Here is a 24110-nt window from a genome sequence, read left to right on the forward strand (position 1 = left end):
AGATGAAAATCAGACGATTCTTTGCAAAAACCATGCATGAGGCTTTAAACGAGGTTAAAGCTGAATTGGGCGGTGATGCCGTAATCATGTCAAATAAAAAAGTGGCAGATGGCGTAGAAATAGTTGCCGCTTATGACAACGAACCCGTTAAAAAGCCCGCAGAAAAGTTTGATGCTGCGATAGCTATACCATCCCTGAAAAAGCCCACGGGTAACGGTACACCAACGTTGAGTGAAGTTATTGGGGATTCTGGCGCTGATAGCCTGAAAGAATTGCTGGAAAAGCAAGGTGCAGGCAACTTTTCAGCAGAGACAGAGTCAACAACCTATTCCAAAAAGGGTGCTCAAAGTAATGTGGAGAAAGCGCCTGCTATAGCCAGTGCCTCTAAAACGGCACCTGAGCCGGAAGTACAAACCACAGTCGCAAAACCTGCTGCATCAGCTGGACTACAAAACGGTGACAAGGCTATTCAATCCATTCAGGAAGAGTTGCGCTCATTGAGAAATGTGCTGCAGTTTCAGGTAGGAGGCTTATTGAAGCAAGAGCAACGCAGAGGGCACCCACTTCAATCCTATTTAGTTGATCGACTTGAAGCCATGGGGGTTTGTTCCGAGCTTGCTGAAGACGTCGTATCTTATGCGCCTGAGAGTGCCAATGAGCGAGAAGCCTGGTTATTCATTCTAAAACTTTTGGCTAATAGACTTAAGACCACCCGTAACGATATTCTGACTCAAAGTGGTGTGATGGCCTTCTTGGGACCAACTGGTACGGGAAAAACCACAACGATTGCAAAATTAGCGGCGCAGTATGCTAAACGTTATGGTGCCGACCAGGTAGCATTAGTGACTATTGATAGTTATCGAATTGCTGCATTTGAGCAACTAGCGACTTACGGTAAAATAATTGGCTGCTCGGTTAAAAAAGCGGCAAACGCGCAAGAGTTGTCAGACGTTTTATACCAATTTAGGAATAAAAGGTTAGTATTGATTGATACCGCCGGATTTGGACAAAGAGATACGCGATTAATCAAACAGTTAGATACCTTAAACGAAACATCTTGTGCTAATATCAAAATGTACATGGTGTTGCAGGCAAATACTCAAAGACATGTTATGGAACATACTTTGCGTATTTATAATAAAATGCCGGTTCAAGGTTGTATCTTTACCAAAATTGATGAATGCTTCTCTTTAGGTGAAGCGATAAGCGTCGCGATACAAGAAAGATTACCGGTGGCCTATTTGACCGATGGACAAAAGGTTCCAGAAGATATAAAAATAGCGGATGCGAAGTATATAGTTTCTTTAGCTGCAAAGCTTTATAAGAAATACGATTTACCGCATACTGCGAAGAAGAAAACAGTTCATTCAGCAGTGGCAGTATGATTGAAGACCAGGCGAGTAGTTTAAGAAAAATGAGCCGAAATAATTTAACAAAAGTAATTGCTGTTACCGGTGGTAAAGGGGGTGTTGGTAAAACCAATGTAACCTTAAATACGGCGATTGCCATGGCCAAATTAGGTAAAAAGGTCTTGGTGCTGGACGCGGACTTAGGCTTGGCGAATGTCGATGTCATGCTAGGACTGCGGGTGGGTAAAAACATTTCTCACGTGCTTGCTGGAGAATGTAGCCTTGAAGATATTCTTATCGAAGGCCCCCACGGCATATTGATCGCTCCGGCCACATCCGGTACTAAAAATATGGCGGAACTGTCACCGACAGAGCACGCTGGTCTTATCCGAGCTTTTAGTGAACTTAAGATTCCCCTTGACGTTTTGTTAGTGGATACCGCGGCTGGCATCTCTGATATGGTGCTTAGCTTCTGCAGAGCATCGCAGGACGTTATGTTGGTGGTGTGTAACGAACCTACCTCACTAACCGACGCTTATGCCCTCATGAAAATACTCAACCGCGACCACGGTGTATTTAAATTCAAAGTGGTTTCTAATATGGTACGCAGTCCTCGAGAGGGACAAGAGTTATTTGCAAAACTGTCGAAAGTCACCAATAGATTTCTTGATGTCGCTTTGGAGTTGGTGGCAACCGTACCTTACGATGAGAATATTCGCAAAGCCGTACGCAAGCAAAAAGCCATTGTTGACGTATTCCCCGGCTCACCTGCTGCGCTGGCCATCACTCAATTAGCCAAACAAGCGCTTGGGTGGCCGATACCCGCTCAACCCGGTGGCCATCTGGAATTCTTTATTGAACAACTAGTGAATAGACAGGCAGCGAGTATCCAAGGGTGAACAGTAAAGCAAACGCTTACAAACAACACGATGATAAAAGGCTGCTGGTAGAAAAGCACGCCCCACTTGTAAAGCGTATTGCACACCATCTTATGGCCCGCCTACCAGCCAGTGTCTTGGTGGAAGATCTTATTCAGGCAGGCATGATTGGTTTGCTGGAGGCTTCCCGTAATTTTGATGGCAGCAAAGGCGCTAGTTTTGAAACTTTTGCGGGTATCCGAATTCGCGGTGCGATGCTAGATGAGATCCGCAAAGGTGACTGGACTCCGCGCTCCGTGCACAAAAATGGTAGAGCCATCGCTGAGGCGATTTCTGAGGTGGAGCGGGAAACCGGTGGCGATGCGAAAGATGTCGATGTCGCTGAAAAAATGCAAGTTTCTCTGGCTGATTATCACCAAATGTTATCAGAGGTAAATGCTGGAAAAATCATTGGTATCGAAGATTTAGGCGTTACTGAGGATGTCCTGACGACGGACAAAAATAAGGGGGAAAACACCCCTTTTGATGACTTGATGGAAGGGTCTTTTCAAAAAGCGTTAGCCAATGCAATAACGACTTTACCGGAACGAGAGGCAATTGTATTGTCTCTGTACTATGATGAAGAACTGAATCTAAGAGAAATTGGCGAAGTACTGGATGTAAGCGAATCCAGGGTGAGTCAAATTCATAGTCAGGCTATGCTAAGATTAAAGTCCAGAATGCAGGCATGGCAAGCTGGATAGCGTATAATAATAAAATTTGATCGAATCCTCACTGGAGGCAGTTTTGGATAAAAACATGAAAATTCTCGTTGTTGATGACTTTTCTACAATGAGACGAATAATCAAAAACTTGTTGAAAGACCTTGGTTTTACCAACGTTCAGGAAGCTGATGACGGTAGTACCGCTCTACCGATGTTACAACAAGGTGATTTTGATTTTGTAGTAACTGACTGGAATATGCCAGGCATGCAAGGTATTGATTTGCTTCGCGCAATCAGAGCCGACGACAAGCTTAAGCACACCCCAGTGTTGATGGTTACTGCTGAAGCCAAAAAAGAACAGATAGTCGCGGCTGCGCAAGCCGGTGTAAATGGTTACGTAGTTAAACCTTTTACCGCCGCCACACTGAAAGAAAAGCTCGACAAAATTTTTGAGCGTCTTGGTTAGTTCAGGACAGTCCTGATAGTTAAAAGGAGCTGAAATGACTAATGATAAGAGCTCTCCCATATCTCTTGAGGATGCCAAACAACTTGTGGCGTTCCTGGAGCAAGGGGACAATGAAGCGGCAAGAGCACTACTAGAAGCCAGTAAAATACAGGATTCTATGGAGTTGTTTGCCGAAGTCGGGAAGCTAACCAGACAACTTCATGATTCATTGAACACCTTCAATATTGATTCGAGGATTGTGGATCTTGCTAATGAAGATATTCCCGATGCACAGACTCGCCTGAATTATGTGATCGAAACCACTGAGCAAGCGGCCAATCGCACGATGGATGCCGTTGAGTCCAGTATGCCAATCGCAGAAAAAATTAATAGCAGTATTGGTCACATCCTCCCTGAGTGGAAAAAGTTGATGACACGTCAACTTGAATTAGGGGAATTTAAGTCTCTATGTCACGAACTTGACAGTTTTTTGGAACAAGCCAGTAAAGATTCTTCGCAATTGAACGATTTATTAACTGAGGTTCTAATGGCGCAGGGCTATCAGGATCTAACAGGCCAGGTGATACGTAGAGTAATTCAACTGGTTAAAGAAGTTGAAGATAGCTTGGTTAACATGCTTACTGTGTTCGGTGAACCAGAATCTGAATTGAAAAAGGTTGTGGACGAAACCAGCAAACCCAAAAAAGTGGGAGCCAGTGAAGCAGAAGGGCCAATCATTGATGCCGAAAACAGAGACGATGTTGTCCAGGGACAAGATGACGTTGATGATTTGCTTTCAAGCTTAGGTTTTTAATGTGGAGTTAATGCATGTCGTTTGATGTTGACGAGGATATACTTCAGGACTTCCTGGTGGAAGCCGGAGAAATTCTGGAACAATTACAAGAGCAACTCGTTGATCTGGAAAATAATCCTGAAGATTCTGACTTGCTTAATGCAATTTTCAGGGGCTATCACACGGTTAAAGGCGGTGCCGGGTTCCTGTCATTAACCGAGCTTGTTGACATCTGTCACGGTGCTGAAAACGTATTTGATATGATGCGTAACGGCCAACGTAGCTTAACCCCAGAACTCATGGACGTCATATTACAAGCCACTGATGTGGTTGTAGAGATGTTTGAGCTGGTTAAGGCGCGAGAGCCATTACAAGCTGCTGATCAGGCTTTATTGGATACCTTACACCGTTTAAGTCAGCCCGAAACCGCTGATGAAGCGCCAGCAAACGCCACCTTAGCATCGGCACCAGAAGAAGCCGCTCCAGAACCTGCACCTGCTCCGGCCGCATCTGATGACGATGATGACGAATTCTTTGACTTTGATGCCGATAGTATTACCTCGTCAGATGATGGCGGAATCGATGAAATTTCCGAAGACGAATTTGAGCAACTTCTCGATGAGTTGCATGGTTCAGGAGGCGCTCCCGGTAAGGCAGAAAGCGCTCCTGCGCCGTCAGCCCCAGCAGCATCCTCTGCGGGTGGTGACGAAGATATCACCGATGAGGAATTTGAAGCTCTGCTGGATCAGTTACACGGCAAGGGTAAATTTGCAGGAGAAGCAGATGCAGCACCAGCTCCTGCGCCAGCACCTGCACCTGCTCCCTCGGCCGCGGCAACAGGTGACGACGAAGATATCACTGATGAAGAGTTTGAGGCGCTTCTAGATCAATTACACGGTTCAGGTCAAGGACCGGGCAAAGCCGCCACAGCAGAACCTGCCCCGGCACCCAAAGCAGCCCCAGCCCCGGCACCTAAGGCTGCACCAGCCCCTGCACCTAAAGCGGCGCCAGCCCCCGCGCCAAAGGCGGCACCTGCTCCGGCACCCAAAGCAGCGCCTGCGTCTGCTAAAGCTGAACCCAAAAAAGATGACAAAAAAGCGGCGGCTGCAGCGCCACCTGCCGAAACCACAGTACGCGTAGATACCAAGCGACTTGACCAGATCATGAATATGGTGGGTGAATTAGTATTGGTACGTAATCGCTTGTTGAGTTTGGGAATAAACCTGAATGACGAAAACATGTCCAAGGCGATTGCTAATCTGGATGTGGTAACAGGTGATTTGCAAGGTGCGGTGATGAAAACCCGCATGCAACCTATTAAAAAGGTATTTGGGCGCTTTCCTCGCGTAGTGCGTGATTTAGCACGAAGCTTGAAAAAAGACATTGCGCTCGAGCTTAAAGGTGAAGAGACTGATCTCGATAAAAACCTTGTAGAGGCTTTGGCAGATCCTCTTGTTCACTTGGTGAGAAACTCGGTGGATCATGGTATTGAGATGCCGGACGATCGTGTTGCCGCGGGTAAACCAGCCAAGGGAACGGTAACACTTGCTGCTTCGCAAGAAGGTGATCATATCCTGCTGACCATCGATGATGATGGTAAAGGTATGGATGCTGAAAAGCTGAAAGAAATCGCCATCAGTCGTGGTGTATTGGATGCTGATGCGGCAGCAAGAATGTCGGACGTCGAAGCCTTTAATTTGATATTTGCTCCTGGCTTTTCCACCAAAACCGAGATCTCGGATATTTCAGGTCGCGGGGTTGGTATGGACGTGGTGAAAACCAAGATCAACCAACTGAATGGTTCAGTGAGTATTGACTCTGAACTGGGCAAAGGCACAAGGCTGGAAATTAAAGTTCCTTTAACCTTAGCCATCTTACCCACTTTAATGATAATCGTTGGCGGCCAAACATTTGCCCTTCCGCTTTCATCGGTAAACGAAATCATTAACATGGATTTGAGCAAGACCAATACAGTCGACGGTCAGCTTACTATGATCGTGCGTTCTAAGGCGATTCCACTGTTTTATTTGAGAGAGTGGTTAAGGCGCATACCGGGCGAGATTGATAAAGCGTCTGGTCATGTCGTTGTTGTACAGATTGGTACTCAGCAAGTGGGATTTGTAGTGGATTCCCTTATTGGGCAGGAAGAAGTGGTGATTAAACCACTCGATGCGCTGTTACAGGGTACGCCCGGTATGGCAGGAGCAACAATTACCAGTGACGGCGGTATTGCGTTGATTTTAGATATTCCTAGTCTGTTAAAGCGCTATGCCAAAAAAGCACTGAAATAGGTAATCGAATAAAAACAATGAATATCCGAAATGCCATATAAAGTCCTGGTTGTTGATGATTCCACTTTTTTTCGACGGCGTGTTGCGGAAATACTAAATCAATCCCCGGACCTTGAAGTTGTCGGGGATGCTCGCAACGGCAAAGAGGCGATTGAGGCTGTCAAACGCTTCAACCCCGATGTTGTTACCATGGATATTGAAATGCCAGTGATGGATGGCATCAGTGCTGTGAAAGAGATCATGCGCAGCAATCCTGTCCCTGTCATCATGTTTTCCTCGTTAACCTATGAAGGCGCACAAGCAACTTTAGATGCTCTTGATGCTGGAGCGATGGACTTCTTGCCCAAGCGCTTTGAAGATATCGCACGAGATCGGAAAGAAGCTGTAGAACTGTTGCAGCAGAGGGTCAAGACATTAGGGGCCAGAAAAATAGGGTTGCGTTCTTATCGGAGCAATCCGATTTCTACTAACGCTTCGAGCACAACTGCGCCTACTTTTTTACGACAAAAAAGGGAGACTTCTGGAACCAATCTAAGAGAGTCGGCAGCTCCAATAAAGCCCCTTACGTCATATCGCCCGTCAGGTAAGCGATACAAGATCCTGGTCATTGGTACTTCCACCGGAGGACCGGTTGCACTGCAAACGATACTGACAAAGTTTAAAGGTGGTTTTCCTTATCCAATATTGTTGGTACAGCACATGCCTGGCACTTTTACCTCCGCGTTTGCAGAACGACTAAACAACGTCTGCGAAATTCAAGTAAAGGAAGCGCAAGATGGCGACTTGTTATCGCCGGGTGTCGCTTACCTTGCCCCAGGGGGGCGGCAAATGCTGGTAGAAGGAACAGCGAGTAGAGCATCAATAACAATAACTGATGTTCACAATACTGAATTGGTGACTTACAAGCCCAGTGTCGATCTTACCTTTTCTTCTGTTGCCCGATTGTACGGTGGAGATGTGTTAGGCATTATTCTCACTGGAATGGGAGCCGATGGTAAAGAAGGCTGCAAAAAACTGAAATCTCGCGGCGCTACCATTTGGGCACAGGATGAAAAATCGAGTGTGGTTTACGGTATGCCACAGGCGGTTGCCAGTGAAAATATCGCCGAAAAAAGTATTCCACTTTCTGAATTTGCAGAAATGATTCAGAAAGAGATGTAAATCAGTGATAATAAGCCAAATTAACGGTCTATCTATTTATGTTAACTGAGAGTCTAATGTTGTGATCATCTGGACGGTAGCAAATCAAAAAGGTGGTGTAGGAAAAACCACCACGACTGTGACCCTTGGTGGACTGTTAGCGCAACGAGGTGAGCGTGTTATTTTGGTGGACACCGATCCGCATGCATCGTTGAGTTATTATTTCGGTATTGATTCGGAAGAGTTAGGTGCCAGTGTATACGATGTCTTTATGTCTGGTAAAAACCTCACTAAAGACAAGGTACTGGATTGCTTGTGCCCCACCAAACTAGATTCGTTGTTTATTCTACCTGCCACGATGGCGCTTGCTACTTTGGACCGTAAAATGGGACAACAAGGCGGAATGGGACTTATTTTAAAAAAAGCATTGCGCTTATTGAAAGACGAATTTGATTTTGCCTTAATCGATTGCCCCCCGGTGTTGGGCGTGTTGATGGTAAACGCATTGGCAGCTTGTAGCCGAATTCTTGTGCCGGTGCAAACTGAGTTTTTGGCCCTCAAAGGCTTAGACCGAATGATGCATACTTTGGAAATAATGGAAAAGTCGCAAAATACCAAATTTAATCATACCATTGTGCCGACTATGTATGACAAACGCACTAATGCAGCGTTGGATGCTTATAAAAAGCTAAGGGCAACCTACGGTACATCTGTATGGTCAAGTGTTATCCCGGTGGATACCCGGTTTAGGGAAGCCAGTCAGGCACAAACCCCGCCTTCGGTTTTTTGTCCTAAATCTCGTGGAGTATTCGCGTATAATAGTTTATTGAGTTACGTTGAATCTATGGAGCCGTCCCGATGAGTGGGTCTTTTGCAAATGAAGATGTGATGGAAGAATATCTGTCGGCTTTGTTGACTGAAGAGCAGGAGCCCGCGGAAGATACCGTACAAAATCAGGCTGTTGCCAGATTACTGGAAGGGGTGAAACCGGATATTCCAAAAGTGGAAATTCCAGCACCTGTGGAAAGTCCACTCCCAGTGCAGAAGCCTGTACCTTTACCCACGCCCTCAGAGCCTGTCGTAAAGGCACCTGAGTCGGTGCCAGAAGTTGAGGTTGCGCCCCAAACTGAACAGAGTGGTGGTGATGGCGCTGTTGTAACTAATGACAGGGTGATCAGCGGTAACTTTCAGGCGTTATTTTTCAATGTTGCAGGTTTGACCTTGGCAGTGCCGCTCACTGAATTAGGGGGTATTCACAACCTCGAAAAGCCCGGACCACTTTTCGGGAAACCCAATTGGTTTATGGGGGTAATGCTTTATCGTGAAGAAAAACTCAATGTTGTCGATACAGCTAAATGGGTAATGCCAGAAAAATGTAATGAAATACTGGAAGATTCCATAAAATATCAATATCTTATTATGTTAGGCGATAGCGGTTGGGGTTTAGCTTGCGAAGAGCTGGTAAATACCGTTTCCTTGCAATCAGAAGATGTTAAATGGCGAGATGTTGGCGGCAAGCGGCCTTGGCTCGCTGGCATGGTTAAAGAAAAAATGTGTGCTATGCTCGATGTTAAGCAATTAATTAAAATGCTTGATAACGGGCTTGGTAGCAACGATTAATAGTTAAAAGCGCTTATACTGGAGCACCTCATATGAGTGATGAAAGAAGTTCAAATATAGCAGAAGATCAAAACGACGAGGTACTGCAATGGGTAACCTATCGTCTGGGTGAAGAAACCTACGGTATCAACGTAATGCAGGTGCAAGAAGTATTGCGTTATACCGAAATAGCTCCGGTACCTGGCGCACCTGATTACGTGCTGGGTATTATCAATCTTCGTGGTAATGTCGTTACCGTTATCGATACCAGAGCGAGATTTGGTTTACCACCAACAGATATTACAGATAATACCCGGATCGTCATCATTGAATCTGATGAACAGGTAGTGGGTATTCTTGTGGATAGTGTTGCGGAGGTAGTTTACTTGCGCTCTTCTGAAATCGACAGCGCACCAAATGTTGGTACTGAAGAAAGTGCTAAATTTATTCAGGGTGTGTCCAATCGCGATGGCGAGTTGCTTATACTTGTGGACCTTAATAAGTTGCTCACTGATGACGAGTGGGATGAACTCTCAAAGCTATAAGTACTGAATCGATAAACGGGCCGTCCATGAGACGGCCTTTTTTTTAAGGAAAATGGGTGAATTGTTTTAAAAAATACGATGTTCGTGGTGTTGTTGACAAGGAGCTGACTGAAGATATCTGCAATCAAATCGGCATAGCTTTAGCCACTGTAGCTCATGCTCAAACGGCTGTAGTAGGCTGCGATGCCAGAGCCTCCTCTCCAAGGTTAAAAAAAGCCTTAGTGGATGGATTGTTAGCAAGTGGCGTTGATGTATTGGATTTGGGGCAAACAGGTACTGAAGAGATTTATTTTGCTTGCCAGCATTTGAATTGCGATCTGGGAGTGGAGGTTACCGCTTCACATAATCCAATCGAATTCAATGGAATTAAATTTGTCGGAAGAGATTCAAAACCGTTTTCTGAGAAGGAGTTTGAACAAGTAAAGCAATACACTATCGCGGGGCAACCACCGCCAGGCACAAATGTCGGGAATTACCGTACTTATGATCACATGAATGCCTATATAGATTGTTTGCTCTCCCACATTGCAACAGAAAACATAAGACCTTTGCGTTTGGTTGTAAATCCGGGAAACGGTGTGGCTGGCCGTGTCATAGATGCAATAGAGCAGCGTTTTTTGCAGCATCAAGTTCCTATCACATTTATTAAGATATTTTTCGAACCAGATTCTGAATTTCCAAATGGGATCCCAAATCCATTGTTACCTGAAGACCGTTGGAAAACATCTGAAGCAGTTAAAAATAATGATGCCGATATGGGGATTGCTTGGGACGGTGACTTTGACCGTTGCTTTTTGTTTGATGAAAATGGGGAGTTTATTGATGGTTATTATATTGTAGGCTTGTTAGCACAATCATTTTTAGCGGATAATCCTGGTCAGAAAGTTGTGCATGATCCTCGTGTTTTTTGGAATACGGCACATATAGTAGAACAGTGTCATGGCGAAGTGGTAAAGTCTCAAACGGGTCACGCGCTGATTAAAGCGAAGATGAGAAGTTGTGATGCCATTTATGGTGGGGAAATGTCCGCCCATCATTACTTCAAGAGTTTTGCATATTGTGATAGCGGGATGATACCTTGGTTATTGGTAGTAAAATTGCTGAGTGAGGGGAATCAAAGCATCTCTGATATTGTTTCAGTCATGCAAGCCCAGTTTCCATCATCGGGTGAGCTTAACTTTAGAGTGAATAATAGCGCCGATACGCTTGAGCGAATCCAACGTTATTATGAGAAAAGTGCTCAAGGAGTTGATTTTTTTGATGGCCTTAGTATGCAATTTGAACATTGGCGTTTTAATTTAAGAAGCTCTGCGACTGAGCCACTTTTAAGGCTCAATATCGAAACCCGTGGAGATATTAATCTCTTACAGAGTAAAACCAAAGAGTTGACCAGTTTGATCGCAAGTAGTTAAGGAAAAAATTTGACGAATTCTATAATCCCCGTGATTTTATCAGGTGGTGCCGGTACCCGGCTCTGGCCAATGTCTCGAAAACACTACCCAAAGCAATTTATTGATTTAACGGGTTCCGGCAATACCATGTTGCAAATGTCAGCGTTGAGGACTGCGAGTTTTGGTGCGCCCATTGTGGTATGTAGTGAAGAACATCGTTTTATCGTTGCTGAGCAATTAATGTCTATTGGTATAAACCCCAGAGCGATAATTCTTGAGCCTGTGGCAAAAAATACCGCTGCTGCTATTGCGACAGCTGCTCATTTTGCAAAAAGCATCGCTGAAGATGCCATTATCGCTGTATTTCCAGCTGATCATTTGGTGTCTGACGAAACGGCATTTATAGCCGCTTTAAAAGATGGCGTTGAAGTGTGTGCGCAAGGAAAACTTGTCACTTTTGGTGTGCGTCCCGACAAACCGGAAACTGGCTATGGTTATATAGACCTCGATGAGCAAAAAGTGGGTGAAAGCCATGTGGTAAAGCAGTTTGTGGAAAAGCCTGAATATGAGGTTGCTTGTGAATATGTCAAAGCGGGTCACTATCTTTGGAATAGTGGTATGTTTATGTTTAGCGCCAATACTTTACTCCATGAGTTGAAGCTTACAGAGCCTGAGCTGGTGGAAAATTGCCAGAACGCTTTACTTCAGGCCAAACAAGATCTTGATTTCATCAGGCTGGACAAGACTGAGTTTTCTAAGTGCAAAAGTATTTCTGTCGATTATGCACTAATGGAAAAATCCGAAAATGTGGTGTCCATCTCTATGGATGTCGGATGGAGTGATATTGGGAGTTGGGAATCAATTTGGCAAGAGTCACCCAAAGACAGTCAACAAAATGTATTGATTGGAGACGTGCTGGCCTACCAATCATCCGGCTGTTTTATTCACTCTAAAGAAAAGCTGACCACAGTGGTGGGACTTGAAGACTTATTAGTCGTTGATACCGATGATTCTTTATTGATTATTGATAAAAAGCAATCTCAGGAAGTTAAAACTATTGTGGCTCAGCTTGAACAGCAGTCACGCAGCGAACGTTTACACCATCGCAGTGTTCACCGTCCATGGGGGAGTTTTGACTCCATAAAAAGTGGTGAACGGTATCAGGTGAAACAGCTCTCTGTGAAACCCGGGGCATCGCTATCAATGCAGCTTCATCATCACAGAGCTGAACATTGGATCATCGTAGAAGGAACTGCTGAGGTGGTGGTGGGTGAAACTCAACATATACTCACTGAAAATGAATCTATTTATATTCCGGTAGGGGAAAAGCATCAGTTAAAGAACCCCGGAAAACTGCCTTTAAAGGTTATCGAAGTGCAAAGTGGGGCATATTTAGCCGAGGATGATATAGTTAGGTTTGATGATCCATATAATCGGGAATAGCCTTGCGACAATTATTGCGCTAAGTAATTCACAAGAGGAGCCACAATGGATTTATTATTGGACGATAAGGCCTTGATATTGGGCTCTGCTGCTTTGCTTGTTAGCATGGTTGTGTTTTTGGTGTTGGTATTGCGGTTGCGGCAAGTAATGTCGAAGCTTACCGCAATGGAGCAATCAAATACGGCTATAGACTCATTGAAAGCAGGGCTCAAACAGCATAACGAACTACTCAATGAACTCAAAATGGTCACTCAAGGGATGTCGCAAAAGTTGACTCTGCTGGATGCAAAACCGCCACCTGAGGATATGGTTACTCAATCAGAAGTAGCCACTCTAAAGCAGCAACTGCAGCAAATCGAAAATAAGCTGCAAGGATTAGAAAGTCAGGATCCCACCTCTCGTTTATATACCAAAGCCAGTAAATTGGTTGCCTCTGGCGCCTCGGTGGAAGAGATTATGCAGGAATGTGATCTACCGAGGGCCGAAGCAGAATTGGTAATGAGTTTGCACGCCAAAAGCTAGTGCAGCGATAAAGCTAAACCTTTGTCTTCAACTGTCCCGGTTTTGGACGCCAGTTGTCAGGAACTTTCCCTTGCAGAACATACGAAAAAGCAATCAACTCCGCGATAACATGATAGAGGTTTTCTGGAATTTCCTGACCCAAGTCCATACGAGCAAGGAGTTCGCTAAGGTAAGGATCTTCGTGAACCAATACGCCACTGTCCTTCGCTAAACTAATAATTTCTTCAGCAAGCGTACCAAAACCTTTAGCCACAACTTCCGGCGCATTATTGCCATCGTACTTCAATCCAACAGCGCGTTTATCTGGAGATGGGGTTTTCTCATTCATAACTTAAGCTCTTGTCTGTAAGATTTGGTATGGGTTATTGGATAATTGCTCCGGAATATTGCCGCGCTCACAGCGGCCAATCTCAAGATTAAGTCCGAGGCTTTCAAATCGTTTCTTAAGCATGGGAAGGTGTTCTAGTACTTTGTTTTTCAGTGCCTCATTAGAGGTATAACAGTCGATGTGAATTGTTTCGTCGTTAACTTTGGTCTTGGTGAGTAATTCCCCGAGTTCGCCTATCGACAGTTTCATAGTTAGCAGCCATGCCCGAGCTTCAACTTTATCGCTAGCTGCTTCCTGTTCATCGGGCTTGTCACGGCTTATTAATAGTTCTGGGGGAGCGTGGTGCTCGCTTTGTCTGAAAGGTAAAACGTAATAAAAGCTTTCCTGACCCTGTAAAGTGCGCTCTGCATTTTTCAGTTTTTGCTTTGAGTGCTGGTTGATTAAGTCGCCTAAAACTTTTACGAGGTTGTGCTTTTGTTCAAGTTGCGACAGATCTTTCAGGCCTGCACTTCCCGCTTTTTGCTGTGCAGGGTTTTTTCCCGATGCGGAGATAAACTGACTCAAAGTCGACGTGATTTTTTCATTGAGCTCGGCATTTGTTCGGTTCAGTCGAGCGGCCAAAGAAACCTGTAGCAGGTTGATCAGCCCAGCCACCATACCGCCACTCGGTGCTGATACCAGACTCACCGGAGTTATTGGCAATGCTGGAGTTTGTAATAACTGTTTTATGCTGGCCGGTTCAGGCGGTGCTGAGATGCTCTTTTCAACGTTGGGCATCGTAACCATGTTATTGATATGAGATTTTAGCCCCTCAGCAATATTGGGATTCTTGTTAATTTCCCCAATAGCGCTGAGTAAGTTTTTGAGGTCGCCTTCAACCGGTTTATTGGTGTGCTCCGCCAAGGTCCTTATTGCCTGAAAGACCTCATTGACTTTTGTTGGGCCTTGGGCGGGATTTAGGGAAGTATTGGATTTACTGCTGTCGGAGCCGAGTAACTTTTCAATATTACTCAAAATTGTTTTCTGCAACTCATTGTTACTACCCGCGCCAAGTGATTTTAGGGTTTGAAGTATTTGCTGCGCTGAATTACTCAACTTGTTTTTGACTTCTGTGGGGGGCTGTTCGGAGTCGCGGTTTGTTGTTTGACTTTGTATCAGATTGGCATCACGGTTCGTTGCTTGAAGCTGTGCCTTTTGTTCGCTTATTTTAATTTCCGCAATAGGTGTTTTAATCTTCAGCTCACTGAATTGTTTTTGACTATCAATGATTGTTTTATCAATGTCAGGGGAAACATCCGGTGTTTTACTCAACGGAATTTTATAAGTGACATTGATGGCCTGTTGGGCATTAGACGTGTTGCTATTGCGCTGTTGCGCGGACGTATTCGATGTTTGTTCGCCGGGGATATTGTTTTTAAATTGAACAGATAACTCCGCTTTTTGTTGCAGCGCTTGTAATTCAGCACTTTGTTTGTTTGATAGAGGAATAGAGGCAATGGGTTTACTGCCAAAATCCAGTTGTGCCACAAGCTTGTCGTGGTTACCTCTGAATTGTACTCGTTCAAATTTTGTCGGTACCTGGCTTTCCGTTATTTGATTGAGCAGTGGACGAAGTTTTTGTTGGCCGCTATCCGTCAACTCTATCTTATGGTTGGGGGGAAGCTTTTGTAATAACTTTTGTGTTTCTGGCGCGGGTAACCTTACCGTCTCTTGCTTATTTTGGGCTGTAATTTTAGTTTCCCAGCCTAAAGTTCCAGAGTTTAGCTCCAGTTTTAAAATTTGTCCGGGTTGATATTCTTGAGGGTTTTTAACCGCAAGGTGCAGCGTTTGACCGTTAACGTTTACTTGTATGCCATTCGCTTGAATGGACAATACCGTCCCTTTAACTGCTGGCATGGGTGCCAGGCTGCCGGGATTCTTCAGTATGGTTTGAATAACCTGGTCAGATTGTTGTGCTGTTAATGTCAGGCGTTGTTGTGTGTATTTGGCATTAATGTCGAGCAAGGTTGCCGATGATTCAGAATTTATCGTAAACGAAACTGCTTTACCTGTTTCCAGAGAAGCAGGTATCTTTGCCGCCGGTACACTGAACTTGCCCGAAGGTAAGTTCAGTGTGAGTTGAGCGTTAGTACTGGCTACTACCGTTGCTGTTGTCCCTACATTAGCAATGGTTTTGAATGCGTTATTGCTGGTGGCATTCGCAATATTACTGGATGCAGTTAACTGACTTGAAGCGATATTGCCTGATGGTGGAACATTACTCATATTCTTAGTTTATCGGCATATTAGGGCGCAGGTAAAATACTGTTTAGTAAATAATTGAAAATACCAGGACTGATTTGAAAAAGTCGCTACTGGCTCGCATAAATTATTGATGTAGCGTAAAAACAGACTGTGTTTATGTGATATATTCTGACGCGAATTATCAGGAGCGATATAGCGTGGATTGTTTGTCAGCTTCGGAACTGTCTTGCATTAAACAGGATCGGGAGCTTTTTGAAGGTTTGTCATTGCAAGTGTGCACTGGAGAGGCATTACACATTGTCGGGGATAACGGAGCCGGGAAAACCAGTTTGTTGCGTATTTTGGCTGGCTTGTCTCAGCCTCAGCAAGGCCGTGTGCGTTGGAATCAGTTAGATATTTCAGAACAGCCAGAATTGTTTAACCTCAATGTGTTGTATCTGGGTCACAAGCTGGCGCTAAATGGTCATCTCACAGCGAGAGAAAATTTGCAATTCTGGAGTGGTTTGCATCAACTCCCATCAGACACTGATTATTATACATTGTTGGCGCATTTGGGATTGACAGGATTGGAAGATGTGCCAGTGGCCAATTTGTCCGCCGGACAGCAGCGACGTGTTAGTTTGTGCAGAATTTGGTTGAAGCAAGCAAAGTTGTTAATTCTGGATGAACCTTTTAATGCACTGGACGTAGATTCCAGAGCGTTACTGGAGAACAAGTTACAACAACACGTGGACTCCGGTGGACTGCTTATTCTTACTTCTCATTGGCAATTGCCAGAAGTGTTTGACGCTCGAGAGCTCAGGTTGGAGTACAATATTTAGTGTTGGCGATAAAAGCAATTTTTAAAAAAGAGTTTACCCTTATCGCCAGAGGTAGCGCTGAAATGATGATGCCGCTATTGTTTAGCGTCATCGTAGTCAGCTTGTTCCCACTGGGAGTTGGACCGGGGCCAGATACTTTGCAACTGATTGGCCCGGGAGTAATTTGGGTGGCTGCATTGTTGAGCGCTTTACTGGGGCTTGAACACCTCTTTCGGGACGATTTTCAGGATGGTAGCCTTGAACAATATCTGCTTTCACCTGCCAGTTTAACGCTGATGATTACGGTGAAAGTATTGTGCCATTGGCTGTTTGTTATTGTGCCGCTCATTGTTATTTCACCGCTTTTAGCTTTGTTTCTGAATTTAACTCTGAACATGTACTGGGCACTTTTGGCAACTTTGCTGCTTGGAACCCCGTTATTGAGTCTGGTGGGGGCTATCGCCGTGGCATTGACTCTCTCAGTTAATAAGGGAGGAGTGCTCTTGGCAGTGCTGTTACTCCCTGTTTTTATTCCATTGCTGATTTTTGCCACTGCGGCCATTAACAACGCCGCCTTACAATTGACCTGGTATGGGCAATTGGGCATCATCGGCGCGATGTTAATATTCGCTGTGGCCGTGTGCCCTTATGCGATCAGTTACGCTATTAGAGTGAGTCATCATTAATGTGGAAATGGTTACATCCTTACGCAAAAACGGAAGAAACATACCGTCTTGCCGCTAAATTGGTTCCCTGGTTGCTTGGCCTTGGATTGTTCGGTCTTTTGGTAGGAACGATTTGGGGCTTGGCGTTCGCCCCGGCTGACTATCAACAGGGGGATGCTTTCAGGATCATCTATTTGCATGTGCCTTCGGCCATCTTGTCAATGGGGTTTTATTCCGGCATGGCGATTTGCGCATTCATTGGCCTGGTATGGCAAATCCGGACTTGTTATATGGCGATTATCAGTATTGCGCCGGTGGGAGCTTGTTTAACTTTTATCGCTTTGTGGACAGGTGCAACGTGGGGTAAACCCATGTGGGGCACTTGGTGGGTTTGGGATGCCAGATTGACCTCAGAGCTTATTTTACTGTTTTTGTACTTTGGTGTAATTGCCTTGTATGCGAGCTTTCAGGATAAGTTACAAGGGGGGAAAGCTGCGGCTGTGATGTCATTGGTCGGGGTTATAAATTTGCCAATTATTCACTTTTCAGTAGAGTGGTGGAACACCCTTCATCAAGGGGCGACTATTACCAAGTTCGCTAAGCCTTCAATGGCCACTGAAATGCTCTGGCCATTGTTGTTAAACATATTAGCACTCGCTGTATTTTGTGCCGGTATTGTTTGTATTCGCTTGAAGAATGAAATCTTCCTGCGGGAAATCCGACGTCCTTGGGTTATCAAGATGGTCAAAAAAGCTGGGGAGGCATAAACATGCAATTTTCAAGTTTTGCAGAGTTTTTCGCAATGGGCGGCTATGGCTTTTATGTGTGGCTAGCTTTTGGCGTCTCTTTCCTCGCTTTGTTTGGTTTGCTTTGGGCAAGTCACTGGCAGCAAAAGCACTTGTTTCAAGTGGCGGATAAAGAATTGAAACGGGTTGCTCGCGTAAAAGCGGCCCGTAAAAATAAACAAGCCAAAACATCAGATTTGGCAACAGATTAATAACCATTAAGTAGTGGGAGTAAACAGGACATCATGAACCCCAGACGAAGAGGTCGTTTATTAGCCGTAAGTGGTACGGTTTTACTTATCGGACTCGCAGTGAGTTTGATGCTGTATTCACTTAATCAAAATATTGATTTGTTTTATACCCCAAGTGAAATCGTCAACGGTAAAAACGGCACTAAACCTGTGAGTGGACAACGTTTGCGTATCGGTGGGATGGTGGTAGAAGGCTCTGTTGAGCACGATGAAAAAGAGTTAGCCGTCAGGTTTGATTTGGTGGATACCGGTCCCGTAGTGAGTATTGTTTACAAAGGTTTATTACCGGACTTATTTCGGGAAGGACAGGGCATTGTGGCAACTGGAAAGCTGATCGATTCAACCACCGTCATGGCAGATGAAGTGTTGGCCAAACACGATGAAGAATATATGCCTCCCGAGCTTGCTGAAGCTATGAAAGGCATTAAGCACGAAAAGCCGAAACAGATATATTCAGCTGGGGATGATAGCGAATGATAGTTGAATTAGGCCAGATAGCATTGGTTCTGGCGCTATTGGCATCAATGCTGCTGGCGATTTACCCGCTTTGGGGGAGTGTGCGGGGAGAGCAAAAATTACTGTTGATGGCTAAACCATTGGCGTTTGCCATGTTTTTGTTTACCGTGTTTGCTTACGCGGCGCTGACTCATGCGTTTGTCACAGATGACTTCACCGTTAAGTATGTCGCGAACCACTCCAATAGCATGCTGCCCATTTATTACAAGTACACTGCGGTATGGGGAGGGCATGAAGGCTCGCTATTGTTGTGGTCGTTAATGCTGTCAGGGTGGACCTGTGCTGTGGCTATGTTTAGCCGTGCTGTGCCCTTGATTATGGTGGCCAGAGTGCTGGGTGTACTGGGTATTATATCCACGGGTTTTTACCTTTTCATGATCCTGTCCTCAAACCCATTTGAGACCCTTTTGCCTTATTTTCCCATTGATGGCCGGGATTTAAACCCGTTATTGCAAGACTTTGGCATGATTATTCATCCGCCAATGCTTTACATGGGCTATGTGGGCTTTTCTGTAGCGTTTGCTTTTGCTATTGCGGCTCTATTGGCCGGAAAGCTAGATTCCACCTGGGCTCGCTGGGCCAGACCTTGGGCGTTGTCGGCATGGGCGTTTTTGACACTGGGCATAGCACTGGGAAGCTGGTGGGCCTATTATGAACTGGGTTGGGGCGGCTGGTGGTTTTGGGACCCAGTGGAAAATGCGTCGTTCATGCCCTGGCTTGCAGGAACTGCACTGATCCATTCCCTTGCCGTTACGGAAAAGCGTAAGGTCTTTAAATCCTGGACCGTAATGCTGGCTATTTCTGCGTTTTCATTAAGTTGGCTTGGTACGTTTCTGGTGCGCTCAGGAATTATTGTTTCCGTGCATGCTTTTGCCAGTGATCCAGAACGAGGCCTGTTCATTTTAGGCCTGCTCGTGTTGGTTATCGGCGCGTCATTAACCTTGTATGCGGTGCGCAGTGCTAAGCTGAAAAGTAACGCCAGGTACGAACTATTATCCCGTGAAATGATGCTTATCGGTAACAATGTGTTTTTAACGGCTGCCACTATTGTTGTTCTGTTAGGCACTTTATTACCTTTAATACACAAAGAATTAGGCATGGGCTCCATCTCGGTGGGCGAACCTTTTTTCAATCAAATGTTTACCTGGTTAATTGTGCCTTTTGTGGTGCTTCTGGCACTTGGCCCGATGAGTCGCTGGAAACGTCAACCACTATCCGAATTGAGTGTGCAAATAATTTGGGCGGTGGGACTCGGAGCCTTGATGACAGCAGTATTGTTAACGGGCTTCAAAGCGTTTCCAATGTTAGCAATTTTGGGCGTGTTCTTGTCTTTTGTGATTTTGATCACCACAGTGCAAGAGGTTTTATTGCGCACCGGAAATCAGTTGAATATCAAATCGTTGAAAAAATTAAGTCGCAGTCACTGGGGCATGGTGTTAGGCCATGTGGGATTTGCCGTGTGTTTAATGGGGATCACGATTACCAGTAATTTTAGTGAGGAGCGTGAAGTAAGGTTAATGCCCGGGCAGAGTATTACCTTGCGCGGTTATGAATTCCGCTTTGATGAGGTCATTCATGTCGAAGGACCTAATTATACCGCCGATGGTGGCGTGGTCTCTATCTATGACGAGGGTAATTTTATCAGTCAGTTGATTGCAGAGAAACGATTCTATCCAGTTCAACGCAATGTCATGACCGAAGCGGGTATCGATACCAGTTTGATGCGAGACTTATTTGTGGCACTAGGAGAACAATTCCCTGACGGCGCTTGGGGGCTGCGGGTTTACGTTAAACCCTTTGTGGTGTGGATTTGGCTGGGTGCGGGGATCATGGCATTCGGGGCATTGCTGTCTATTATGGATAAGCGTTATCGATTGGCAAAGGTTAAACAGGTTAAAGGAATTGCTAAAAACAAGGCTGCAGCAATGAATGTTGCGCAGGAGGGGCAGCATGGCTAAAAAGTACCTGTTACTGTTTTTGCCGTTGCTGTTGTTTTTAGTCCTAACGGTATTCCTATTGAAGGGATTGTTTTCGGAGCCCAGATACCAGGTTTCCAGTCAGGTTGATAAAAGCCTGCCGACATTCAACTTACCGGATGTTATGGACGAAAATACACTTTACTCCGTGCAGGATTTTAAAGGTGAAGTCACACTGTTGAATGTCTGGGGTACTTGGTGTGTCACCTGTGCCGTCGAACTGCCTTATTTAACTTCGCTAAAAGAACAAGGGGTCAGAGTTGTTGGTCTTTACATTGAGCAAGATCTTGATCCTGATTTTGGCGGCAAAGCTTTACCACAAATCAGGCGTGAAATAACCACGATGCTAGCTCGTCTTGGCAATCCTTATGTATTTAATATCTTTGATGAAACTCGCGATTATTCCATGGACTTGGGCGTCACAGGTGCGCCTGAAACGTTTCTGGTGGGGCGCGATGGTAAAGTGCTATTACATCATGTAGGTGATTTAAATGAACGTGTTTGGGAAAGTAAGTTCAAAGCGGTCTACCAGCATGCCTTACAGGGTGACAGCAATGGTTAGGATTAGCTTTTTTACTTTGTTTTTTCTTGTTTTTTCTTGCTTTGTAAGCGCAGAAGAAAAATACGAATTCGAAACGGAGCAGCAACGCGCTGACTTTATGTTGCTCAGCAAAGAGCTCAGATGTCCAAAATGTCAAAACCAAAATATTGCCGACTCTAACGCATTGATTGCCAATGATATGAAGCGCAAGGTACATCAATTGTTATTGAAAGGTAACTCTCCAGAAGAGGTCGTCGCCTTTATGAAATCTCGTTATGGGGAGTTTGTGCACTACCAACCTCCTATGACCCCGCTGACTTTCTGGCTGTACTTTGGCCCGACTTTATTTGTCGTACTTTGTTTTGCTTATTTCGTGATGAGTCGTCGCTCAGCCGGGCAAGCGGATACTAAAAGTGAAGTGCAGGATGTGGAAGCGCAAAGGTTGAAAAAACTCAAGCAAGCTGAAACTGCGCTTAAGGATGTTTCATGACCGTTTTTATTGTTTCTGCGATAGCGCTGTTCGCAGTGTTTTTGGCATTTGTTTTTATGCCCTTCTGGTTTGCAAAAAGAGCCCAAAGTGAAACCGGAATAAGCAACCCCGAGGTCGTTAAACAAAGGTTGTCTGAGCTTGAAATCGAAAAGCGAGAATCACTATTGTCGGACTCAGACTTTGATGAGGCCGTCATTGAGACAAAGCTTAGTCTTGCCGATGAGATTGATAGTGAAGTCGACGCTACCGCGCCAGCCACAAGAAAAACTCGCAAATGGTTATTGTTCGCAGTTGCCATTTTCCCCATTCTCGCTGCTACCTGGGTTTACTTAGATATTAATCAAGTGGAAGAGCTCAAGCGCTGGCAGCGGGTGCAGAAAGCGCTGCCAGAGTTGGGGCAAAAAATAGTGGTGCAGGCCAGTAATCAGGTGTCTCGCGAGGAATTAGCTGAGTTTGCTTTGGCTCTGCGAACTAAGTTACATTCTCAAAAAGAAGACGCTGTTGGTTGGTTGTTATTGGGACGAGTACTGACTACTTTAACCGATATACAGGGTGCCATAGCTGCTTTTGATAAGTCACTGGAAATTGAGCCGGAACGCCCGGGAACCCTGTTCAGTTATGCACAAGCTCTGTTGTTGACAAGCGATTCTGGTAATATTGTCAAAGCGCAACGGGTATTAGAGCAGCTTGAACAAATTACGCCGCAGGACAATAACGTCACAGGTCTTCTCGCTGTGGCATACACTCGCAATAATGAACCGGAAAAGGCGATTACAACCTGGCAAAGGCTACAATCGAGAATAGCGCCGGGTGATCCTATGCTAAGCACTATTAATCAACAGCTTGCCGCTTTGCAAGGCGGCAGTGCTGTAGAGGATAGCGATGCTGATGATGGAACTGAATTAAGAGTTTCAGTGTCTATAGCGCCAGAGCTGCAAGTGGATTTGGGGGCCATGGGCTTTTTGTTTGTATTTGTACAAGACGCTGACAGTGACAACAGAATGCCGGTAGCAGTTAAAAAAATCCCGCTCACCCAAAAAACTCAGCACGACGCTATATCTGTGGTACTGAGTAATCAAAATGCCATGCTACAAGATTTTAACTTGTCTAAGATTGTCAACGGACGTTTAATTGCGCGTTTGTCAAAAGATGAGAATGTTGCCTCTGCATCTGGCGAATTCCAGGGAGAAATACTTGTTCCAATTCAGCATGGACAAAGTAAAGACTATAGCTTACAAATTGATGAGGAATTGATGTGAATATCAAACTAATCACTGCGCTGCTTTTTAGCCTGCTTCTATCCGCTTGTGCCTCAAATCGGCAGGTTGATGAGCAGGTTCAGCAACACAATGACCCGCTGGAATCAGTAAACCGCAGTGTATGGGAGTTTAACTGGGAGGTGCTGGACAAACACGTACTGAAACCGGTTACTGTTGCCTATGTTGATTATACGCCCGAAGTCATGAGGGATGGCCTGTATAATGCTGCCAGAAATCTGGATGAGCCCGCTAACCTGTTGAATAATTTGTTGCAGGGTAAAGTGAACGATTCACTTGTGAGTCTCGGACGTTTCGCGATTAACTCTACGTTTGGTATTTTTGGCGTGTTTGATTTTGCCAGTGATATGGGGCTGGAGCGCAAACGAGAAGATTTTGGCCAGACTATGGGTAAGGCCGGGGCTGGCACCGGAGCATATTTAATGTTACCTGGCTTAGGGCCCAGTGATGTGCGTTCACTTGCTGGTGATGTAGTGGATTCGTCTTATTGGCCTCTTGCCGATCTAAATATCTACTTTTCAGTATTTTCCAGAGCAATAAAAGCGTTAGAAGGAAGAGCATCATTGATGGCACAGGAGCAGCTGATTTACGATTCTCTAGACAGTTATACTTTGGTTAAAGATATCTATTTCCAGGACCTGGCCCATAAAGTGACTGATGGCAAAGTGGAAGAACCCGAAATGACGGAAGAAGATGCCGAGCTCGATGCCTTACTGGAAGAATTTTAAATAATTGTACACAGCAATGAGCCGCAGTCTTTATCTCAGATACTTGCGGCTCATATTGAATTGGATGGGACGAACAATTAAGGGGTAAACAAGGATAACCAAAGCTGCCCAACCTAGCACCGTCCAATCTTCACCACTGCGCAATAGCAGTGCAAAAACCGGCACTAATACCAATAACTTAAGCAAGTTCAATAACAAACGCTCTGGCGGAGTCAATTTTTGATTCGCCTTTTGTAAAGCGTTTATTCGTTCCTCCAAAGATAAATTGGCGAGTTCGGGAATTGAGCGGTGGGTGAAATAAAACTTCATTGCATTTACCAGCTAATAATTCCGCAGCAGGATAGCAAAAAAACGCTGGAAATACCTGTTTCAATTCCATTCGGACGATAATTTGGTATCTTTACATTTA

General features: G+C 45.0%; 26 protein-coding genes. 23 read left to right on the forward strand and 3 right to left on the reverse strand.

Translation table 11 applies throughout. The annotated features are described in order from the left end of the window. Positions 1-2 precede the first annotated feature (2 nt). The 13 genes from flhF to ACXAGP_RS12075 all read left to right on the forward strand — a co-directional run bounded on the left by flhF (position 3) and on the right by ACXAGP_RS12075 (position 13100). Positions 3-1385, forward strand: a complete 1383-nt coding sequence (gene flhF / locus ACXAGP_RS12015) for a flagellar biosynthesis protein FlhF (RefSeq protein ID WP_475261650.1) — start codon at positions 3-5, stop codon at positions 1383-1385. Continuing rightward, on the forward strand, positions 1382-2248 hold the full coding sequence (locus tag ACXAGP_RS12020; RefSeq protein ID WP_475261651.1) for a MinD/ParA family protein: 867 nt from the start codon (positions 1382-1384) through the stop codon (positions 2246-2248). Before flhF ends, ACXAGP_RS12020 begins: the two co-directional genes overlap by 4 nt. Next, positions 2245-2970, forward strand: a complete 726-nt coding sequence (locus tag ACXAGP_RS12025; protein WP_338293821.1) for an RNA polymerase sigma factor FliA — start codon at positions 2245-2247, stop codon at positions 2968-2970. The genes ACXAGP_RS12020 and ACXAGP_RS12025 overlap by 4 nt, the downstream gene beginning before the upstream one ends. 43 nt (positions 2971-3013) lie before the next feature. Continuing rightward, positions 3014-3397, forward strand: coding sequence for a chemotaxis response regulator CheY (cheY, locus tag ACXAGP_RS12030; protein ID WP_229529426.1), 384 nt, complete (start codon positions 3014-3016; stop codon positions 3395-3397). Between the two features lie 34 nt (positions 3398-3431). Then, positions 3432-4190, forward strand: coding sequence for a protein phosphatase CheZ (locus ACXAGP_RS12035; protein ID WP_475261652.1), 759 nt, complete (start codon positions 3432-3434; stop codon positions 4188-4190). A gap of 14 nt (positions 4191-4204) precedes the next feature. Further along, complete coding sequence (locus ACXAGP_RS12040) at positions 4205-6460, forward strand: chemotaxis protein CheA (protein ID WP_475261654.1); 2256 nt, start codon at positions 4205-4207, stop codon at positions 6458-6460. Between the two features lie 30 nt (positions 6461-6490). Then, entirely contained in the window at positions 6491-7621 is a 1131-nt protein-coding gene (locus ACXAGP_RS12045; protein ID WP_475261655.1) for a protein-glutamate methylesterase/protein-glutamine glutaminase, read from the forward strand. Positions 7622-7682: 61 nt separating this feature from the next. Further along, the gene (locus tag ACXAGP_RS12050; protein WP_475261656.1) at positions 7683-8462 is read left to right on the forward strand and encodes a ParA family protein; all 780 of its coding nucleotides are present in this window, start codon (positions 7683-7685) and stop codon (positions 8460-8462) included. Further along, positions 8459-9220 (forward strand): chemotaxis protein CheW, encoded by a 762-nt coding sequence (locus ACXAGP_RS12055; protein WP_475261657.1) that lies wholly within the window; start codon positions 8459-8461, stop codon positions 9218-9220. The genes ACXAGP_RS12050 and ACXAGP_RS12055 overlap by 4 nt, the downstream gene beginning before the upstream one ends. A gap of 32 nt (positions 9221-9252) precedes the next feature. Next, the gene (locus tag ACXAGP_RS12060; RefSeq protein ID WP_475261658.1) at positions 9253-9744 is read left to right on the forward strand and encodes a chemotaxis protein CheW; all 492 of its coding nucleotides are present in this window, start codon (positions 9253-9255) and stop codon (positions 9742-9744) included. Between the two features lie 56 nt (positions 9745-9800). Continuing rightward, positions 9801-11156 carry a phosphohexomutase domain-containing protein gene (locus ACXAGP_RS12065; protein ID WP_475261660.1) on the forward strand — a complete coding sequence of 452 codons (1356 nt, stop codon included), beginning with the start codon at positions 9801-9803 and terminating at the stop codon, positions 11154-11156. A 9-nt stretch (positions 11157-11165) separates the two neighbouring features. Further along, positions 11166-12578 (forward strand): mannose-1-phosphate guanylyltransferase/mannose-6-phosphate isomerase, encoded by a 1413-nt coding sequence (locus ACXAGP_RS12070; protein WP_475261661.1) that lies wholly within the window; start codon positions 11166-11168, stop codon positions 12576-12578. 45 nt (positions 12579-12623) lie between these two features. After that, the gene (locus ACXAGP_RS12075) at positions 12624-13100 is read left to right on the forward strand and encodes a DUF2802 domain-containing protein (RefSeq protein ID WP_475261662.1); all 477 of its coding nucleotides are present in this window, start codon (positions 12624-12626) and stop codon (positions 13098-13100) included. A gap of 13 nt (positions 13101-13113) precedes the next feature. Here ACXAGP_RS12075 and ACXAGP_RS12080 read toward each other — a convergent pair whose 3' ends face one another. After that, positions 13114-13428 carry an EscU/YscU/HrcU family type III secretion system export apparatus switch protein gene (locus ACXAGP_RS12080; protein ID WP_475261664.1) on the reverse strand — a complete coding sequence of 105 codons (315 nt, stop codon included), beginning with the start codon at positions 13426-13428 and terminating at the stop codon, positions 13114-13116. A 3-nt stretch (positions 13429-13431) separates the two neighbouring features. Beyond that, positions 13432-15693 (reverse strand): hypothetical protein, encoded by a 2262-nt coding sequence (locus ACXAGP_RS12085; protein ID WP_475261666.1) that lies wholly within the window; start codon positions 15691-15693, stop codon positions 13432-13434. Between the two features lie 176 nt (positions 15694-15869). Between ACXAGP_RS12085 and ccmA the strand changes: the two genes are divergently transcribed. Genes ccmA through ACXAGP_RS12135 form a run of 10 tightly spaced genes read left to right on the forward strand, consistent with a single transcriptional unit; the run spans position 15870 to position 23701 of the window. Next, positions 15870-16493, forward strand: coding sequence for a cytochrome c biogenesis heme-transporting ATPase CcmA (gene ccmA, locus ACXAGP_RS12090; RefSeq protein ID WP_475261667.1), 624 nt, complete (start codon positions 15870-15872; stop codon positions 16491-16493). Further along, positions 16493-17158, forward strand: a complete 666-nt coding sequence (ccmB, locus tag ACXAGP_RS12095; protein WP_338293805.1) for a heme exporter protein CcmB — start codon at positions 16493-16495, stop codon at positions 17156-17158. Before ccmA ends, ccmB begins: the two co-directional genes overlap by 1 nt. Then, positions 17158-17904, forward strand: a complete 747-nt coding sequence (locus ACXAGP_RS12100; protein WP_475261669.1) for a heme ABC transporter permease — start codon at positions 17158-17160, stop codon at positions 17902-17904. The genes ccmB and ACXAGP_RS12100 overlap by 1 nt, the downstream gene beginning before the upstream one ends. A gap of 2 nt (positions 17905-17906) precedes the next feature. Beyond that, entirely contained in the window at positions 17907-18134 is a 228-nt protein-coding gene (ccmD, locus tag ACXAGP_RS12105) for a heme exporter protein CcmD (protein ID WP_475261670.1), read from the forward strand. A 33-nt stretch (positions 18135-18167) separates the two neighbouring features. Then, entirely contained in the window at positions 18168-18650 is a 483-nt protein-coding gene (ccmE, locus tag ACXAGP_RS12110) for a cytochrome c maturation protein CcmE (protein WP_475261671.1), read from the forward strand. Continuing rightward, positions 18647-20647, forward strand: a complete 2001-nt coding sequence (locus ACXAGP_RS12115) for a heme lyase CcmF/NrfE family subunit (protein ID WP_475261672.1) — start codon at positions 18647-18649, stop codon at positions 20645-20647. Before ccmE ends, ACXAGP_RS12115 begins: the two co-directional genes overlap by 4 nt. Then, entirely contained in the window at positions 20640-21227 is a 588-nt protein-coding gene (locus ACXAGP_RS12120; protein ID WP_475261674.1) for a redoxin family protein, read from the forward strand. Before ACXAGP_RS12115 ends, ACXAGP_RS12120 begins: the two co-directional genes overlap by 8 nt. Further along, positions 21220-21696 carry a cytochrome c-type biogenesis protein gene (locus ACXAGP_RS12125; protein WP_475261675.1) on the forward strand — a complete coding sequence of 159 codons (477 nt, stop codon included), beginning with the start codon at positions 21220-21222 and terminating at the stop codon, positions 21694-21696. Before ACXAGP_RS12120 ends, ACXAGP_RS12125 begins: the two co-directional genes overlap by 8 nt. Further along, entirely contained in the window at positions 21693-22955 is a 1263-nt protein-coding gene (gene ccmI, locus ACXAGP_RS12130) for a c-type cytochrome biogenesis protein CcmI (RefSeq protein WP_475261676.1), read from the forward strand. Before ACXAGP_RS12125 ends, ccmI begins: the two co-directional genes overlap by 4 nt. Then, positions 22952-23701, forward strand: coding sequence for an MlaA family lipoprotein (locus ACXAGP_RS12135; protein ID WP_475261677.1), 750 nt, complete (start codon positions 22952-22954; stop codon positions 23699-23701). The genes ccmI and ACXAGP_RS12135 overlap by 4 nt, the downstream gene beginning before the upstream one ends. 30 nt (positions 23702-23731) lie before the next feature. Here ACXAGP_RS12135 and ACXAGP_RS12140 read toward each other — a convergent pair whose 3' ends face one another. Beyond that, complete coding sequence (locus tag ACXAGP_RS12140; protein WP_475261678.1) at positions 23732-24010, reverse strand: DUF6170 family protein; 279 nt, start codon at positions 24008-24010, stop codon at positions 23732-23734. Between the last annotated feature and the right edge of the window lie 100 nt (positions 24011-24110).

The sequence above is a fragment of the Planctobacterium sp. AWM4_229 genome (assembly GCF_056160305.1).